This window comes from Streptomyces sp. LBL (assembly GCF_029893585.1).
Lineage (GTDB): Bacteria > Actinomycetota > Actinomycetes > Streptomycetales > Streptomycetaceae > Streptomyces.
On sequence record NZ_JARXYX010000031.1, the window covers coordinates 113,375 to 130,019 of the forward strand.

The following is a 16,645-nucleotide window of genomic DNA, read 5'->3' on the forward strand; positions in this document are numbered from 1 at the left end:
GAACGACAAGGAGCGGGTCCAGGAGCTCTGGAGCGACGACAGCCTCTCGCGTCGCGACCGGGGCCTGGTCACCATCGCGGTGCTCATCTCCAACGGACAGCAGGCCGGTCAGGACGTCGGGGTCCTTGCGGTCGTGGCCCGGGGTGATGGCGCCGGGAATGATCAGCTGGGCGACGTGGATGCTCTCCTTCGCGAGCTGGTCGTGGAGGAGGCGGGCGTAGGCGCTTTCAGCGGCGAAGGCGATGGATGTGCCGGCGCGTTCGGGGTGGGACTGGACGGCGGAACCGCCGTTGACGAACAGCACGGTGCACCGGCCCAGTTCGTGCATGCCGGGCAGGACGTTGTGCACCACGGTGACCGGGCCGCCGACGGAGAACGCGAAGGAGGCTTGCAGGTCGGCGGCGGTGGTCTCCAGGACGGGCTTCATGAAGTCCTTGTGCGGGACGGGGCTGTACTGGAGGACTCCGAGATCGGGCCCAGGGTGCTGGTCGCCGCGTCGAGTGCGGCGACCAGCGCACTGAGGTCGAGGACGTCGGCGGCGAATCCGCGTGCGGTGATGCCGTCCTGGCCAAGTCGGCAGGCGAGGGTGTCCAGGTGGAGCTGGGAGCGGGAGATCAGGGCGATGTCGAAGCCGTGGCGGGCGACGGCGGCGCCGAGCCCGGGGCCGGCACCGGTCAGGGCGAACGTGGTCGCAAGGGACTCCTGGCGGGGTCGGGTCAGCGGGGGGTGAGCTTGAGGGTGGTGGCGCGGGCTCCGTCGGCGGTCATCGGGGGGACGTAGGCGCCTGCGGCGGCGTACTTGGTGCGGTAGGCGGCGTCGATCCGGTCGTTGAGCGCCGGGTCGGTGACGGGGGTGAAGGCGACGTCCTGTTCGATGGCGCCGCAGCGGATGTGCCCGCTGCCGCCGGCCCTCGCGGTGTGCCACCACGCACCGTCGGGGCCGTTGTAGGAGCGGACGAACAGGTCGTCACCGTCACGGACCACCCAGATGGTGGTGGGCGTGCGCAGCCGGCCATCGGGACGCCGGGGCTGGATGTGCAGTTCACTGGTGTGTTCAACGGTGGTGAGCTGGTCGCTGGTCCAGTGCGTCATCGTGATGTCTCCTTCTCGCGTCGTGCTTCCGGGAGGGGTGGTGAGGCAGGCGCCGGGATACCGGTTGCCTCGCCGTTACGGGGGCCCGCCGATGCGGGGCGCAGGTAGAGGCCGGCGGCGCCGGCCGTCAGGGTGGCCAGGGCGGCGAGGAGAAGGCTGAGGCGTAGGCCGGGCAGGAAGTGCGCCTGGTCGGCGATGAGGGCGCCGAACACGGCGACCGCCAGGGCGCCGCCGAGCTGACGGCTGGTGTTGAAGACGCCGCTGGCGGTGCCGGTCTGTTGGGCGGGGACGCTGTTGACGAGCAGTGCAGTGGTCGGCGGCATGGCCAGCGGCCCGCCCATACCGACCGGGAGCATCAGCAGGGCCAGCGCCCACGTCGGCGTCCCGGCCAGGACCAGGGCCAGCAGGAGCAGGCCGCCGGTCATCAGAAACATGCCGCACACGATCGGCACCCGGGGTCCGTAGCGTTCGGCGGCGCGGGCGGAAAGCGGATTGATGAACGCCGACAGCACCGTCATCGGCACGAACGCGAGGCCGGTGGCGAGCGCGGACAGACCGCGCTGCTGCTGAAGGTAGATGCTGAAGACGAACACCATGCCGTAGAAGGCGGCCATGAACGCGAACCCGGCACCGCAGGCGATCACCACCGCGCGGTGGCGTAGCAGCACCAGCGGCACCATCGGGTGCCGGCCGCAGGCCTGAGCGCGGACGAACACGATGGCCGCCGCGAGGGTGAGCAGGGTGGCGGCCCAGACCTGGGGTGCTGTGAACCCGGCGGAGCCCGCTTCGATCGCGGCGAAGGTGAGGGCGCCCATCGCGAGGACCGCGCTGATCTGCCCGACGGCGTCGAAGGGCACCCGGCGGCTCGGCGAGAGGGCGGCGAACGCCAGCAACACGAGTGCGAGGGCGCCGATGGGCAGGTTGATGAAGAAGATCACCCGCCAGCTGATCAGGGTGGCCGCGCCGCCGGCGACCGGCCCGGCGGCCGAGGCGACCGCCCCGCCCACCGCCCACAACGCCACCGCCCGGCCCCGTTTGACCGGGTCGGTGTACGCCTCGCGGATCAGCGCCAGACTGGTGGGCATCATCGCCGCCGCCCCGGCCCCCTGCACCAGCCGTGCTCCGATCAGCGAGGGCAGGTTGGGGGCCAGCCCGCACGCGGCGGACGCGGCCACGAACACCACCAGGCCCAGGCCGAACGCACGGCGCGCGCCGACGCGGTCCGACAGGGATCCCGCCGACAGCAGCAGGGCGGCGAACATCAGGGTGTAGCCGTCCACGACCCATTGCAGACCGGTGATCCCGCCGCCCAGATCGGTCCGGATCGCGGGCAGCGCGACATTGACGACCAGGGCGTCCAGCGTGATGACGAAGAAGCCCAGCAGTGCTGCCGCCAGGGCCGCACCGGGATGTCCTCGGCGCCCGGTGACAGCACCACCGCGCGGTGCGGAGAAGGCCGGCAACGACATGAGGTGAACTCCAGAACCAGATCGGAGGGGCCCTCCCGCTGACACGGAACGGAACAGCGAAGGAGCGGGCGAGGTTGGGCTTCGAGCAACCGGCCGGCGCGTCCGCTGCCCGGTCGCTCCCAGGAGACCGCCGGGTACGCAGACGTAAAGGACACGGTCATTCTCGGCACCGGCTGTCCCCCGGACCCGCAGCTGGTGCGTGTACCCGAGTTCAGGCACCAGCCCGGCCTGCGCCAGTGCGCGACGGTGGCCCGCACGGCCGGGTCACTTGCCGACCAGGACCATGTGGGTCTCGTTGTAGCGGTCACCATGGACACCGAGACGTCCCGCCACCGCGTCAAGATCCGCCCGCTCATCCGCGGACAGGGCCACGTTTGTGGCGGCAGCGTTCTCCTCGACCCGCTCGATCCGGCGGGTGCCGGGAATCGGCACGATCGAGGGGTGCTGGGCGAGCAGCCACGCCAGCGCCACCTGCCCCGGTGTGGCGTTCTTCGCCTGGGCCAGAGCGGTGACCTGGTCGACCAGTTGCTGGTTGGCGGCGCGATTGTCCTCACTGAAGCGCGGGATTGTGGTGCGGACATCGCCGTCGGAGAACGTGGTGGTGGTGTCGACGGTCCCGGTGAGGAAACCCTTGCCAAGCGGGCTGAAGGGCACGAAGCCGATGCCGAGTTCGGCCAGCACCGGCAGGACCTCGGGTTCGGGGTCGCGAGTCCACAGCGAGTACTCGCTCTGCACCGCGGTCACCGGGTGCACGGCGTGGGCGCGGCGGATCGTGGAGGCCGCCGCCTCGGACAGCCCGAAGTGCCGCACCTTACCGGCCTGCACCAGCTCCCCGACGGCGCCGGCCACGTCCTCGATCGGCACGTCGGGGTCCACCCGGTGCTGGTAGAACAGGTCGATCGTCTCCGTGCGCAGCCGGCGCAGCGAGGCGTCGGCGACCCGCTTCATCTGCTCGGGTCGGCTGTCGAGACCGTTCGAGGCGCCATTCTCAATGCGCCAGCCGAACTTCGTCGCCAGCACGACCCGGTCCCGCACCGGGGACAGGGCCTCGCCCACGAGTTCCTCGTTCACATAGGGGCCGTAGACCTCTGCCGTGTCGAAGAACGTGACGCCGCGCTCGACGGCCCCGCGCAGTACGCCGATCATGTCCGTGCGGCTGCCCGGATTCGGGCCGTAGCTCTGGGACATCCCCATACAGCCCAGGCCGATCGCCGACACCTGCAGACCCTGGCCCAAGGTGCGCGTGTGCATGCTCGTTCTCCCTTGCCGGTGATGGTGCGGGACGCGAGTGGCCCGCGGTTCAGCGACTCGTGTACCCGCCGTCGACGGGCAGAGCGACGCCGACGACGAAGCTGGCGGCGTCGCTGCACGGCCGGGCGTCAGGGCCGACCCGTGCCGACGCGAGGGTGGCACTCGCCTGGCGTCACTTGCCGCTGTAGACGGGGAAGGCGCTGTGCTCGCCGTAGTCCACGTCGCGCAGTTCACGCAGGACGTCCATGTCATCGCCGGAGATCTCGAAGTCGACCTCCGCATTGGACCGCATGTGCTCGGGGTTCGCCGTCTTGGGCAGCGACACAACGCCCAGCTGAAGGGTGTATCGGATGCACAGCTGGGGGACGGTCACGCCGTATTTCTGTGCCATCGCCTGGACTTCGGCGTTCTGCAGGATCGCGCCGTGGGCGATCGGCGAGTACGCCTCGACGAGGATCTGCTTGCTCTCGCAATAGGCCAGGAGCTCTGCGGGGGTGTTGCCGGCGTGGACCAGCAACTGGTTCACGTGCGGGACCACCGTCGCGCCCTGCAGAATGTTCTCGAGGTCGTGCTGCTGGAAGTTGGAGACGCCGATGGACCGGATCGTGCCCACCCGGTGGGCGTCCTCCAGGGCACGCCATGCCTCGCGGTTGCCCTGGGCGTAGTCGCCGCGGAAGTCGTCCCACGGCTGCGGGCTGTGAATCAGCATCAGGTCGATGCGGTCCAGGCCCAGCCCGTTCAGGGAGCCGTCGATCGCGGCGAGCGCCTGGTCGTAGTCCTTGATCTCCGCGGCGAGTTTGGTCGATACGAACAGCTCGTCGCGGGGTACGTAGGCGGTGCGCACGCCCTCGCCGACGCCGCGTTCGTTGCCGTACGCCTGGGCGGTGTCAATGTTGCGGTAGCCGATCTCCACGGCTGCGCGGACCGCGTCGGCCGCCTGGTCGTCGTCGATGAACCAGGTGCCCAGCCCCAGCTTGGGGATCTCGACGCCGTTGGACAGCGTGTAGGTCTCGTCCAGGATGGTCATGCGTTCGCTCCGCTCTTCGGCAGCTTGCCGTACACCTCGTCGGTGACGGGCTCGAGCCATTCGTTGCTGACGTCTTCGCCCGGCGTGATGAAGGCGACGTGGGAAAACCAGGAGTCGGCCTTCGCGCCGTGCCAGTGCCTCGTGCCCGCCGGGACGCGGACCACTGTTCCCGGCTCCATGCTGACGGGCTCCTCGCCTTCGGCCTGGTACCAGCCGCTGCCCGCCGTGCAGAGCAGGATCTGGTCACCGCCGCCGCCTGCGCCGTGGTGGATGTGCCAGTTGTTGCGGCAGCCCGGCTCGAAGGAGACGTTACTGACGGGAACGCTCCCCGAGGCGAGCGGAGCCAGGTAGCTCTGGCCGATGAAGTACTGCGCGAAGGCGTCGTTCTTCTCCCCGAGGGGGAAGACCTGATTAAATTCGTGGACAGCCATCTCATTCTCTCCTTTGAGTCAACACGCCCCACTGACCGTGCGGGGCATCGGCGCGCTGGTCGCGCTGATGGTCAGGCAGACTGCTCGTCCGCGATCTTCTTCAGCAGCGTGATCGCGGTCATGGCGTTGGGCCATCCGGCGTAGAACGCCAGGTGGGTGATGGCCTCGGAGAGCTCTTCGACGCTCAGTCCGTTCTCCAGGGCCTTGCCCAGGTGGTACGGGAGCTGCTCGCTGCGGTAGAGCGCGGCCAGCACGCTCACCGTGACCAGGCTGCGGTCGCGGGGGGGAAAGCCCGGGGCGCTCCCACACATCGCCGAACAGCACATCGTTCGAGATTTCGACGAGCTTCGGCGCGATCTGTGCCAGCTCCTGAGGCGCGGACTGCTTCGCCATGCGATGACTCCTTGCGAGGTACGAACACGGATCCGACACATTCACTCTCTATGAGGGCTGCCTGCCCGGCAGCCGCGACCATCCCCGAGTTCAGGGCCGGGGCGGCGTCGCTGCCTTCCCTATCGGTTCCTAGGCGATGTCCGGGGATACCTGATCACGGTCCTCGGGAACCGCACTCCGCCGCTGAAGGTCACTGAGCGGTGTAGCCGCCGTCGACGGGCAGCGCGATGCCGGTGACGTAGCTGGCACCGTCGCTGCACAGCCACAGGACGGCCTGGGCGATCTCCTCGGCGGTGCCGAGCCGGTTGATGGGCTGGTTGGCCTCGGCCTCGGCGCGGTCCAGTTCTCCCTTGGCGATCATGTCGCTGACCATGGGGGTGTCGATGGTGCCGGGGCAGACGGCGTTGATACGAATTCCGCGCGGCGCGTATTCGAGGGCAGCGCTGCTGGTCAAGCCGATCACGCCGTGCTTGGAGGCGTGGTAGGAGGCACGGCCGGGGAGACCGACCAGGCCGCCGAGGGAGGAGCAGTTGACGATGGCTCCGCTGCCCTGGGCGCGCATGTGCCGCAGTTCGTGCTTCATGCAGGCCCATACACCGCGGAGGTTGATGGCGTTGACGCGATCGAACCGCTCGGCGGGTTCCTCGGCGGCGTCGCTGGGCGGAATCTGGATGCCGGCGTTGTTGTAGGCCATGCCCAGGCGGCCGAAGGTCTCCACGGTGCGGTCTACCGCGGCGGCGACCTGCTCCTCGTCACTGACGTCGCAGGTGAGGGCGAGGACCTGATGGCCCGCGTCGGTGAGTTCCTTCGCGGCCGCGTTCAGGGCCGCTTCGTCGATGTCGGTGAGGGCGACCGCGGCTCCGGACTCGGCGAAGGCGCGGGCGGCCGCCAGTCCCATACCTGCGCCGGCTCCGGTGACGAAGGCGACCTGGCTGGTGAAATCGTATGTCGGGTTCATGTGAGGTTGTCCCTTCGAACGTTGAGCTGTGGGAGCGCGCGTGTGGTGCCGGGCTGCTTGGCTTCCGCCTTGCCGCGGTGGCGCTGCGCCTTGCCGTGGGCCGCCGTCAGACGGTTTGGCCGCTGTCGACGACCAGGGCATGGCCGGTGGCGACGGCAGTGGCGCGGCCGATGCCGGAGCCGGCTCCGGTCACGAAGGCCGCCTTGCCGGTGAGGGCCGCGTTGGTCACGGTCATGGGCGGAGTCCTCTCGCTAGCGGGTACGTCGTCGGGTTCACATTCGGCAGGACGCGGATCGGGACTTGAGTCAGTGCTGGGAGGGCACCTGCGCGGGTTCGTCGCGCCGCGGGTGCGTGGGAGCGGTGCTCCGGCCCACGATCCGGCCCTTGCGGGACGAGCCGTGGACGGCGAGGGCGGTCAGTGGCAGCAGCGTGAGGGCGGCGATGACGGTACCGACCAGGGGCGGTCCGGTCAGGCCGAGGGAGGAGTCCAGGGCCGTACCGGCGATCGCCGAGCCGGCGGCGACGCCGACGTTGAAGGCGGAGGTGGTCAGCGCCGAGGTGAGGGTGGGCGCGTCGCCCGCGAAGCGCATGGCGAGGGCGGTGACGACCGGGTTGACCGTGAAGCCGGTCAGGCCCATGAGAAAGACGAGGACGGTGGCCGTCACCGGGTTCATGGACAGCGGGATCATCAGGAACAGGACCAGGGCGGTGGCCGCGGCGGCCGTGATGGTGGTGACCATCGGACGTCGGTCGCCCAGGCGGCCTCCGGTGGTGGTGCCGCCCAGGGCGCCGACGCCGAAGGCGATGAGGACGAGCGGTACGGCGCCTGCGGGGATGTCGGCGCGGTCGGTCAGCAGCGGGGTGACATAGGTGTACGTCGCCAACACACCACCCATGATCAGCATCGCCGCGCCCAGCGCCAGCCACAGCCGGCCCTGCCGCAGGGCCCGGACCTCGGCCCGCAGGGACACGTCGACGCGCTGCTCCTGGGCCGGGATGAAGCGGCCGATGAAGACGGCGGCGAGCCCGGACAGGACGGCCAAGGCCCAGAAGGGGCCGCGCCAGCCGGTGAACTGGCCGGCGAAGGAGCCGATCGGCACGCCGACGACGTTGGCCAGGGTCAGCCCGCCGATCATGACGCCCGTGGCGCGGGTGGCGTTGCGCGGGCCCGCGGCGGTGGTGGCGACGACGAAGCCGACGGACCAGAACGCTCCGGTGGCCAGGGCCGTGACGACCCGGGCGGCCAGGACGACCGTGAAGGATGTGCTGAGGGCGGCGACGAGGTGTCCGAGGCAGAACACGGACAGGGCAAGGATCAGTGTCTGGCGCTGAGGAAGGCGCAGGGTCGCCATGGCCATGGTCGGTGCGCCGATGATCATGCCGATGGCGAAGGCGGTGATCAGCAGGCCGGCGTGGGAGACGCTGACGCCGAGGTCACCGGCTAGCTCCGGCAGCAGGCCGGCAACGACGAACTCGGTGGTCCCCATCAGGAACGTGCCGGCAGCGAGCACCCAGACGACGAAGGGAAGCTTGCCGGGGGTGGTCCCGGATGCGGAAGGCATACGTGTGGTCTCTCCTTAGGTGGAAATCGGGGGATCATGGTGGCGACTGGGGCCGTCCCAGCGGACTGCGGACAGCGCGGCCACGTCTTTCACGGTTCCATGGAGCGAACCAATCGAAAAGGGGAGGATCTTCTCCCCCCTTCTCGTGAGGGCGCCGCCTGAGGGGCGGGCAGTCGGGCGGGTCAGGGTGCGGCTTCGATGGTGATGCGGTCGGCCTCGGCAAGCCGGTCAGTGTCGGCATCGATATGGCCGAGGATGAGCAGGTCGGCGTTGGCTGAGTCGCCGTCGCGGCAGAAGAGGGCCAGGTTGCCCCAGGGTGCGTAGTAGGTCAGGTCTCCGGCCTTGGGCGCGGCCGGCTCGGGAGCGCCGGAGGTGGTCAGCCTGCGCGGCAGGTCGGCGATCCGCTCCGTCTGGTGGAAGTCCTCCAGGTCCAGGGTGAGCGGGAGCAGGTCGGCGAAGTCACGGGCGGCAGGACTGTCGTTCAAGGTGGCGTCGACGGGGCGGCCGTCGAGGGTGACCCGGATGTCCATATCGGAGTTCCTGTCGGACGGTGTGGTGGGTGCCTGGGCCGTCGGTGTCTGCTGCCGTGCGGAGGATGTCGCGGGCGGGGAGGTCGGCGAGGTGTCGGTACAGGCCGCCACGGTCAGCAGGACAGCGGTGGCCGTGGCGGCGCGGGCGAGGGCACGGAGGGTGGCCGCGTTCATGGATGCCGTTCCCGGGGTCAGTCGGGCAGGGGCTCGGAGTAGTGCCGGAAGCCGTCCCGTTCCTGGTGGATGTCGTACAGGCGCTGGGCCAGGACGTCGGGGCTGCTGTGCTCAGCCTCGGGCCGGATCGCTCCGGGGATGATCAGCTGGGCGGCGTGGATGTTCTCCGGGGCGAGCGCGTCGTGCAGCATGCGGGCGTAGGCGCTCTCTGCGGCGAAGGCGACGGAGGTACCGGCGACGTTCGGGTTGGGACGTACGGCGCTGGAGCCGTTGACGAACAGCAGGGTGCCGTGGCCGAGAGCACGCATGCCGGGCAGGACGGCGTTAACGGCCGTGACGGGGCCCTTGACGGAGAAGGCGAGCGGGGCGTTGAGGTCGTCGGCACTCGTGTCGAGGACCGGCTTCATGAAGTCCGCGCGGGGCACAGGGCTGTACTGCAGGATCTCGATGGGCCCCAGGGCCTCGGCAGCCGCGTACAGCGCCGTGGTCAGCGACTGGATGTCGAGGACGTCGGCGGCGAAGCCGCGGGCCTGGATGTCGTCACGGGCGAGGTCGGCGGTCAGGCCGTCCAGCTTCTCCGCGTCGCGGGAGATGAGGGCGACGGTGTGGCCGGCGGCCCCGAAGCGGCGGGCGGTGGCGAGCCCAAGGCCGGGTCCCGCGCCGACGAGGGCGAAGGTCGTCATGGTCAGTCCTTGCGTGAGCGGTTGTGGTCCCCGGCCCGGGGGCAGCACCGCCTGAGTGCGACCCCCGGTGGGGACGCGTGCGGTCAGGGCTTGAGGAGAGCCTTGATGGCGCGGCGTTCGTCCATCGCCTTGTAGCCCTCGGCGACCTGGTCCAGGGGGAGGGTGAGGTCGAAGACCTTGCCGGGGTTGATCCGGCCGGTCAGGACCCGGTCGATCAGATCGGGCAGGTAACGGCGGACCGGGGCGGGGCCGCCGCGCAGGCCGACGTGGGAGAAGAAGAGTTCCTGGCCGTCGACCGCCACCTCGTGCGGGACGCCGACGAAGCCGACGTTGCCTCCGGGCCGGGCAGAGCTCAGGGCCTGCCGCATCGACTCAGCGGTGCCGACACACTCCAGCACGGAGTCGGCGCCGATCCCTTCGGTGAGGTCCTTGACGCGGGCGATGCCTTCGTCGCCGCGCTCGGCGATGACGTCGGTGGCTCCGAACTCGAGGGCGAGCTTCTGCCGGGAGGCGTGGCGGCTCATGGCGATGATCCGCTCGGCCCCCAACTCCTTGGCGGCGATGACCCCGCACAGGCCGACCGCTCCGTCCCCGACGACCACGGCGGTGGAGCCGGGCTTCACCTCGGCGGCGAGGGCGGCGTACCAGCCGGTGCCCATCACGTCGGACACGGCCAGCAGGCCGGGCACCGCCTCGGCGTCCGGGTGCTCGTCGGTGGCGACCAGGGTGCCGTGGGCGTTGGGGATGCGCACGTAGTCGGCCTGGCACGTGCTCATGAACTCCCGGTGCAGGCAGAAGGACTGCCAGCCGTTGCGGCAGTTCGCGCAGGTGTTGTCCGAGGTGGCGAAGGAACCGACCACGAACTGGCCCGGCCTGACGTTGGCGACCTCGCTGCCCACCTCCTCGACGATGCCGACGTACTCGTGGCCCATCGGGTGCGGGTCGCCGATGGGTTCCGCGCCGCGGTAGGGCCACAGGTCCGAGCCGCACACGCAGGTGGCGACCGTGCGGATCACCGCGTCGGTCGGATTGATGATCTTCGGGTCGTCGAGGTTCTCGAAGCGCACGTCGCCGGGGGCGTGAATGACTGCTCCGCGCATGGGGTGCTTCCTTCGGTACGAGGATCGATGTGCCGCAGCCGGATCAGGATTGGCTGCTCGATATCGAGCCTCACACGCGAGGGCAAGCGCGAAAAGCGGAGAAATTCATCCCAGGAGGGGAACATCCTGGGAGTAAATTCTCCCCCCTTCCCCCGGTGGAATCGGTGCCATGCTGAGAAGCATGACCGCCAACATCCCCCTCAACGAGCTGGGAGAATTCCTCAAGAAGCGCCGCTCGGAGCTGAGCCCGCGCACGGTCGGCCTGCCTGAAAGCGACAGGCCCCGGCGGGTGGCAGGGCTGCGCCGCGAGGAGGTCGCCCAGCTCGCCAGCATCAGCACCGACTACTACACCCGGCTCGAGCAGGGCCGCATGCAGGCGTCGGCGCCCGTGCTGGATGTTCTCGCCCGCGTGCTCCATCTGGATGACGACGAGCGGGGCTATCTCTTCCAGCTGGCGGGCAAGACCACCGGCCGCAGCCGGCGGCGCGGCCGGCAGAAGGTCCAGCCGCAGCTCCAGCGGGTCCTGGACGACCTCACCGCCACCCCCGCCATCGTCCAGGGCCGGCGCGGGGACATCCTCGCCTGGAACGCGCTGGCCGCAGCCCTGGTCACCGACTTCTCCCGCATCCCGGAAAAGCACCGCAACTATCCCCGGATCCAGTTCACCGACCCGGCGATGCGCACCCTGTACGCCGACTGGGAGACCTCCGCGCAGATCTCCGTGGCCCAGCTGCGCATGGAGGCCGCGAAGTACCCGGAGGACCCCCGCCTGATCGAGCTGGTCGGCGAACTGTCCCTGCGGGACAAGCAGTTCGCCCGCTGGTGGGGCGACCACCACGTCGCCGCCCGCACCGTGGGCACCAAAACCCTCGACCATCCCGTCGTCGGCGAACTCGTCCTGGACTGGGACACCCTCACCGCCAACACCGACCCCGACCAGAACCTGACCGTCTGGACCGCCGCCCCCGGCTCCCCCACCCACGAACGACTGCGCATCCTCGCCTCCTGGGCCGCCGACCGACACCTGCCGGCCTCCTCCCCGCTGAGCTGACCGCGATCGGCCACCCCTGTAAAAGCGCCTGGCGAATCGCGCCTGTGGCCTGCACAGGGGCTGACCTGTGCCCTGGCTGGATGGAAGATGATCTTCGGCACTGAGGCCGAGAAGCCCGCATCCCGCTTTCCCACGGCACCCTGGTCGCCGCCCCGGGCCAGCCCGACCCCGACCAGATGCCCGCCCTCCTCGCGGCCTCCGACGTGCTGGGCACCGGCTGGTACGCCGTTGTAACCGCCGAGCCGGCCCCAGCAAGACCGTTGCGGTCGTCGGGGACGGCGCCGTCGGCCTCATGGCCGTCCTCGCCGCCGCCAAGCAGCTGGAGGTGCACCGTCGCCGAGGAACGCGGCGAGGAGGGCATCGCGAAGATCAAGACACCCACGAGCGGACTCAGCGCGCACTCGGAGGTCTCAGCGGTCGGTACCCAGGAGTCCTTCATGCAGGCCGATGGCGCCACCCGCGGCGGCGGCCACCTGGGCTACGTCGGCGTGCACTACGACGTGACCAGCCCCGGCATCGAGCTGTTCTTCGCCAGCATCCACACCCTGGGCAGACCAGGCCCTGGTGCGCCGGCAGGTGCGGGGCTGATGGCGCTGATCCGCCTCGCCGAGCGGGCGGGGCTGCACGGCCCGGCCACCGCGATCCGGATGAGGACGCCGGCAACAGCGGCGGCGCCCATCCGGCGGCCAAGGTGACGCTGCTTATCGGCGCAATGTGGGCCAGGGCGGACTGCATCGACGACGCCGACCAGCCTGCGGCACCGCGCGATGGACCGGGCCTTCGCCCGGGTGCATGCTGTGTCCGCCCTGGGGGCGTTTTTGCGCTCCATCAATCGCGCTGCCGGAGCACGGCATGCGCCTCGTCGGTCGTGAGCGCTGCGATGGGAAGAGGGCTGGGAGTATCGGGACGGAGGCCGTCGAGGAAGATCCCCAGATACCGCCGGTACAGCTCGCCGATGTCGTCGCGGTCGATGCTCCCGGCCCCGTCGCAGACGAACGTCGCGATCGCGGTGAGACCGATCTCGACGAGGATCAGATCCGTGCCGGTGAGGTCCGGTCGGACGACGCCCTGCTCACGAGCCCGCTCGACCAGCGCATTCACGAGCGGGGCGAGACGGTCACGCGACCAGTCGTACTGCTCCGAGGCGACACGACGGCCGGAGAGGATCTGGGCCATGGCCCGGTCGCCGGCCTGAAGCTTGAGCGCGCACTCGAGGTAGGCGACCAGCCCTCTCCACGCGTCAGGCTCGATCAACGCGTCTCGGAGGATCTCCTCGATCTCGGTGACTTGCTGCTCGTAGATGGCGTCGATCAGCTCTTCCTTGTTCGCGAAGCGTCGGTACGCAGTCCCGACACCGACGCCGGCGTGACGCGCAACGTCATTCAGGGTCGCGTCGATGCCGCGCGCGGCGAACAGTTCGCGGCCCGCGTCGAGGAGGCGCTGTCGGTTGCGTTCGGCGTCTCTGCGCAGACGGGGCTCAGCCATGCTCACCATCCTACACATAAGTGGATACGAAGTATCCGGTATCGTGGTAGCCTCGATACCGGATATGCCGCATCCGCTTTGTCGGGCCCGTGCCGTCAGCGCAACGTTCGAGCCCCTCCGCAGGCCAGCGCCTGGGGCGCCAACGTGCGGGCCGCCCGCCACACCTTTCCCGGAGCCGCCGACCGGCTCCGCCTCGGACGATTCCCATGCCATGAGAAAGAAGAAGGAGAACCACGACATGACCGGCAAGATCCCTGAGCTGACGCTGAACACGGGCACGCGGATGCCTGCCCTCGGCTTCGGTGTCTACCAGGTTCCTGCGAACGAGACCGAGCGCGTCGTCACTAGTGCGCTCGAGGCCGGGTACCGGCACCTGGACACCGCCGCCGCATACGAGAACGAGGCCGCGGTCGGCCGGGCGATCGCCGCCAGCGGCATCCCGCGCGGCGAGCTCTTCGTCACGACCAAGCTGTGGGTACAGGACGCCGGCGAGAGCACCGCCCGCGATGCCTTTGGCCGGTCGCTCGACCGGCTTGGGCTCGATTACCTCGACCTGTACCTCATCCATCAGCCCTACGGCGACTACTACGGGTCATGGCGAGCGATGCAGTCGCTCCACGGCGAGGGCCTGGCGCGGGCGATCGGCACGTCGAACTTCTACCCGGACCGTCTCGTCGACCTCATCGACCACAACGAGACTGCGCCCGCGGTGAACCAGATCGAGGCGCACCCGTTCTTCCAGCGTGGCGCGGACCTCGGCGTGATGCGCGAGCGCGGTGTGCAGATGACCGCGTGGGGGCCGCTCGGCCAGGGCCGCGCCGATCTCTTCGGGCACCCGGTCCTCGCGGGGATCGCCGAGGCGCACGGCAAGACCGTCGCGCAGGTGTCGCTGCGATGGCTGCTGCAGCGCGGCATCGCGGTCATCCCGAAGACTGTCAACCCGGAGCGGATGCGCGAGAACCTCTCCGTCTTCGACTTCGACCTCACCGACGATCAGCTCAAGGCCATCGCCTCTCTGGACACCGGTGCGAGCACCGCGTTCGACCACCACGACCCCGCGGGCGTCACCGCCCTCGGCACCACCCGCTTCGACACCTGATACCCGCGACACGAACAGGAGCTGATTGTCATGACGACCACCCACCCCGTCATCACCCTGAACAACGGCGTCGCCATGCCCACTCTCGGACTCGGTGTCTTTCAGTCCCCGCCGGAGGCGACCGCCGCCGCGGTCCGAACGGCATTGGAGACCGGCTACCGGCACGTAGACACGGCCGCCGCGTACTTCAATGAGCGCGAGGTCGGTGAGGGACTGCGACGCTCCGGCATCGATCGCGACGGCGTCTTCCTCGAGACCAAGGTCTGGATCAACGATTACGGCTACGACGCCACCCGGCACGCCTTCGAGAAGTCGGCCGCGAAGCTGGGCGTCGAGACAATCGACCTGCTCATCCTGCACCAGCCGATGCCCTCGCGCTTTGATCTCACCCTCGACTCCTATCGGGGCCTCGAGTCGCTGCTCGCCGAAGGCAAAGTGCGAGCGATCGGCGTCAGCAACTTCATGCCCGAGCACCTCGAGCGCCTCCTCGCCGAGACCGACGTCGTGCCGGCGGTGAACCAGATCGAGGTCCACCCCTATTTCCGGCAACAGGACGTCCTCGAGGCCAACGCGAAGCACGGCATCGTCTCCCAGGCGTGGTCGCCCATCGGCGGGATCACCTTCTACCCCGGCTGGGGCGAGGACCGCAGGAGCACACTGGACGACCCGACGATCCGGGAGATCGCCGAGCGGCACGGCAAGACGCCGGCGCAGGCGCTGCTGCGCTGGCACCTCGACCAGGGCCGCCAGGTCATCCCGAAGTCCACGAACCCGGCGCGGATCGCCGAAAACCTCGACGTGTTCGACTTCTCCCTCACCGAGTCCGAGCTCGCGGCCATCGACGGGCTCGACACCGGACGCCGCGGCGGCCCGGATCCCGAGTCGATCACCATCGCCGCGCACGGCGCGGAGATCCCCGAAGCCTGACCCGCCCGGCCGACGGGGCCGCACGAGCAGGAGGGCTTGTGCGGCCCTCGTCTGCTTCTGTCCAAGAAGGGAACACCATGAATGACGCCCCGGAGGCCCTTGCACGTGCACTGGTCATCGGCGGCTCCCTCGCCGGTCTGATGGCCGGCATCGCCCTCGCGCGTCAAGGACATGAGGTCACGCTCCTGGAGCGTGCCGAGAGGCACCGCCCGTCCGGCGCTGCGCTGGCCGTCAGCGAGTCGGCACTGCGCACGATCCTAGGACCCGAGCACGCCCGTGCGGCCGGGATCCGCGGCGACGGCCGCGCGGACGTCCCGTCCACGTGGGCTGGTCTGTATGAGGGGCTGTGCCGGGCCGCGGAGAGCGAGCCGAAGGTAACGATGCACCACCGCGTGCGTGTCGTCGAGGTCGGGCAGGACCGCGCTGCCGTCTGGGCGCGCAGCCAGGACGGAGGCCGCTTCGTCGCCGACGTGATGGTCGGCGCGGACGGCCACCGCAGCCTCGTCCGGCGCTCCGTGTCCCCTGAGCACCCCGACGCCGCTTTCGCCGGCTACGTACTTTGGCTGGGCGTCACGGCCGAGCAGGACCTGGACTATGCGGGCAGGTGGCCAGCCGGGCTTGACATCCGCGGCAGCGGCGACCGCGTGCTACTCGGCTACCCTCTCGCGGGCGCCGACGGATCGACAGCGCCGGGGGACCGAAGGCTGGGATGGGCGTGGTACGACGGGACTCGCAACGCGCTATTCCGTCGGCTCGGAGCCGTGCGCGGCCAGGTCGCGCAGCACTCTTTGCGGGCCGCGGATCTGGACCAGGACGTGCGCGACGGCTCACCCGGGAAGCAGCGCGGCTATGGCCGACCCCGTGGAGGGACGCAATCCTCGACTCTGTCGGCCGGGCCGACTTCGTGGGGACCCCGATCGCCGAGCATGTGCCGGACCGGCTCGTACGGGGCAGGCTGGTACTCGTCGGCGACGCTGCCCACGTGCCCAGCCCGATGACAGGCCGGGGATTTGGAACTTCCCTCGACGACGCCGCGGCATTGGGTCGTCGTCTCCGCGATGTCGACGGAAACAGTGTTCCAGGTGCGCTAGTGCCGCATCAGGCAACGTTCGCCCTGTCGACGACGGTGCGTAGGCGCTTGTCGTCGGCATGGTGGTTTCGCCAGATGATGTAGCGGCGAATCATGCTGCCCTGTTGCTTGTGGTCGGCGTGGTCGGTGCCGTCGAGGGTGAAGTAGCGCAGGGCGGTGAACTGGGCCTCGATGCGGTTGAGCCAGGAGCTGTTGGTGGGGGTGTAGGCGATTTCGACGTTGTTCGCCGTCGCCCAGGTGCCGACCCGCTGGCATTTCTTGGTGGTCAGGTGCGGGGAGAAGTTGTCGCAGACGATCGCGATGCGGACTTCGGGCGGGTAGAGG

Annotated in this window: 19 protein-coding genes and 2 pseudogenes; 6 read left to right on the plus strand and 15 right to left on the minus strand. The window is 69.7% G+C overall.

Going from position 1 to position 16,645, the window contains the following annotated elements:
- Positions 1-109: 109 nt before the first annotated feature.
- The 13 genes and pseudogenes from M2271_RS32030 to M2271_RS32090 form a co-directional block, all read right to left on the minus strand.
- Positions 110-720, minus strand: a pseudogene (locus tag M2271_RS32030) (SDR family NAD(P)-dependent oxidoreductase); the annotation flags it as partial.
- Positions 717-1,091, minus strand: a complete 375-nt coding sequence (locus tag M2271_RS32035; protein WP_280890886.1) for a DUF2255 family protein — start codon at positions 1,089-1,091, stop codon at positions 717-719. The gene M2271_RS32035 and the pseudogene M2271_RS32030, both read right to left, overlap by 4 nt.
- A complete protein-coding gene (locus M2271_RS32040) occupies positions 1,088-2,560 on the minus strand; it encodes an MFS transporter (protein WP_280890887.1) in 1,473 nt (490 codons plus the stop codon). Before M2271_RS32040 ends, M2271_RS32035 begins: the two co-directional genes overlap by 4 nt.
- A 264-nt stretch (positions 2,561-2,824) precedes the next feature.
- The gene (locus M2271_RS32045) at positions 2,825-3,811 is read right to left on the minus strand and encodes an aldo/keto reductase (protein WP_280890888.1); all 987 of its coding nucleotides are present in this window, start codon (positions 3,809-3,811) and stop codon (positions 2,825-2,827) included.
- Between the two features lie 172 nt (positions 3,812-3,983).
- Positions 3,984-4,838, minus strand: a complete 855-nt coding sequence (locus tag M2271_RS32050; protein ID WP_280890889.1) for an aldo/keto reductase — start codon at positions 4,836-4,838, stop codon at positions 3,984-3,986.
- A complete protein-coding gene (locus M2271_RS32055; RefSeq protein ID WP_280890890.1) occupies positions 4,835-5,269 on the minus strand; it encodes a cupin domain-containing protein in 435 nt (144 codons plus the stop codon). The genes M2271_RS32050 and M2271_RS32055 overlap by 4 nt, the downstream gene beginning before the upstream one ends.
- 71 nt (positions 5,270-5,340) lie before the next feature.
- Positions 5,341-5,662, minus strand: a pseudogene (locus M2271_RS32060) (carboxymuconolactone decarboxylase family protein).
- A gap of 190 nt (positions 5,663-5,852) precedes the next feature.
- Entirely contained in the window at positions 5,853-6,620 is a 768-nt protein-coding gene (locus tag M2271_RS32065; RefSeq protein ID WP_280890891.1) for a glucose 1-dehydrogenase, read from the minus strand.
- A 106-nt stretch (positions 6,621-6,726) separates the two neighbouring features.
- Positions 6,727-6,855 carry a hypothetical protein gene (locus M2271_RS32070; protein WP_280890892.1) on the minus strand — a complete coding sequence of 43 codons (129 nt, stop codon included), beginning with the start codon at positions 6,853-6,855 and terminating at the stop codon, positions 6,727-6,729.
- Positions 6,856-6,925: 70 nt separating this feature from the next.
- Positions 6,926-8,182 carry an MFS transporter gene (locus M2271_RS32075; RefSeq protein WP_280890893.1) on the minus strand — a complete coding sequence of 419 codons (1,257 nt, stop codon included), beginning with the start codon at positions 8,180-8,182 and terminating at the stop codon, positions 6,926-6,928.
- A 182-nt stretch (positions 8,183-8,364) separates the two neighbouring features.
- Entirely contained in the window at positions 8,365-8,886 is a 522-nt protein-coding gene (locus M2271_RS32080; RefSeq protein WP_280890894.1) for a cyclophilin-like fold protein, read from the minus strand.
- A 17-nt stretch (positions 8,887-8,903) separates the two neighbouring features.
- Positions 8,904-9,569 carry an SDR family NAD(P)-dependent oxidoreductase gene (locus tag M2271_RS32085; protein ID WP_280890895.1) on the minus strand — a complete coding sequence of 222 codons (666 nt, stop codon included), beginning with the start codon at positions 9,567-9,569 and terminating at the stop codon, positions 8,904-8,906.
- Between the two features lie 83 nt (positions 9,570-9,652).
- On the minus strand, positions 9,653-10,669 hold the full coding sequence (locus M2271_RS32090; RefSeq protein ID WP_280890896.1) for a zinc-dependent alcohol dehydrogenase family protein: 1,017 nt from the start codon (positions 10,667-10,669) through the stop codon (positions 9,653-9,655).
- 169 nt (positions 10,670-10,838) lie between these two features.
- On the opposite strand from M2271_RS32090, the gene M2271_RS32095 reads away from it, so the two are divergent.
- Positions 10,839-11,720, plus strand: coding sequence for a helix-turn-helix transcriptional regulator (locus tag M2271_RS32095; protein ID WP_280890897.1), 882 nt, complete (start codon positions 10,839-10,841; stop codon positions 11,718-11,720).
- Positions 11,721-11,896: 176 nt separating this feature from the next.
- Positions 11,897-12,415: a hypothetical protein gene (locus M2271_RS32100; RefSeq protein WP_348539205.1), complete on the plus strand. Its 519-nt coding sequence runs from the start codon at positions 11,897-11,899 to the stop codon at positions 12,413-12,415.
- A gap of 133 nt (positions 12,416-12,548) precedes the next feature.
- On the opposite strand, the gene M2271_RS32105 is transcribed toward M2271_RS32100, so the two are convergent.
- A complete protein-coding gene (locus M2271_RS32105; RefSeq protein ID WP_280890898.1) occupies positions 12,549-13,205 on the minus strand; it encodes a TetR family transcriptional regulator in 657 nt (218 codons plus the stop codon).
- A gap of 250 nt (positions 13,206-13,455) precedes the next feature.
- On the opposite strand from M2271_RS32105, the gene M2271_RS32110 reads away from it, so the two are divergent.
- From M2271_RS32110 to M2271_RS32125, 4 genes are all read left to right on the plus strand, one after another.
- Entirely contained in the window at positions 13,456-14,304 is an 849-nt protein-coding gene (locus M2271_RS32110; protein WP_280890913.1) for an aldo/keto reductase, read from the plus strand.
- 30 nt (positions 14,305-14,334) lie between these two features.
- Entirely contained in the window at positions 14,335-15,231 is an 897-nt protein-coding gene (locus M2271_RS32115) for an aldo/keto reductase (RefSeq protein ID WP_280890899.1), read from the plus strand.
- A 77-nt stretch (positions 15,232-15,308) separates the two neighbouring features.
- The gene (locus tag M2271_RS32120; RefSeq protein ID WP_280890900.1) at positions 15,309-16,229 is read left to right on the plus strand and encodes an FAD-dependent monooxygenase; all 921 of its coding nucleotides are present in this window, start codon (positions 15,309-15,311) and stop codon (positions 16,227-16,229) included.
- Positions 16,160-16,405: an FAD-dependent monooxygenase gene (locus M2271_RS32125; RefSeq protein WP_280890901.1), complete on the plus strand. Its 246-nt coding sequence runs from the start codon at positions 16,160-16,162 to the stop codon at positions 16,403-16,405. The genes M2271_RS32120 and M2271_RS32125 overlap by 70 nt, the downstream gene beginning before the upstream one ends.
- Here M2271_RS32125 and M2271_RS32130 read toward each other — a convergent pair.
- Positions 16,330-16,645: transposase (locus M2271_RS32130; protein WP_280890902.1), on the minus strand; the 316-nt coding region annotated here is incomplete at its 5' end. The two genes, M2271_RS32125 and M2271_RS32130, sit on opposite strands and share 76 nt — an antisense overlap.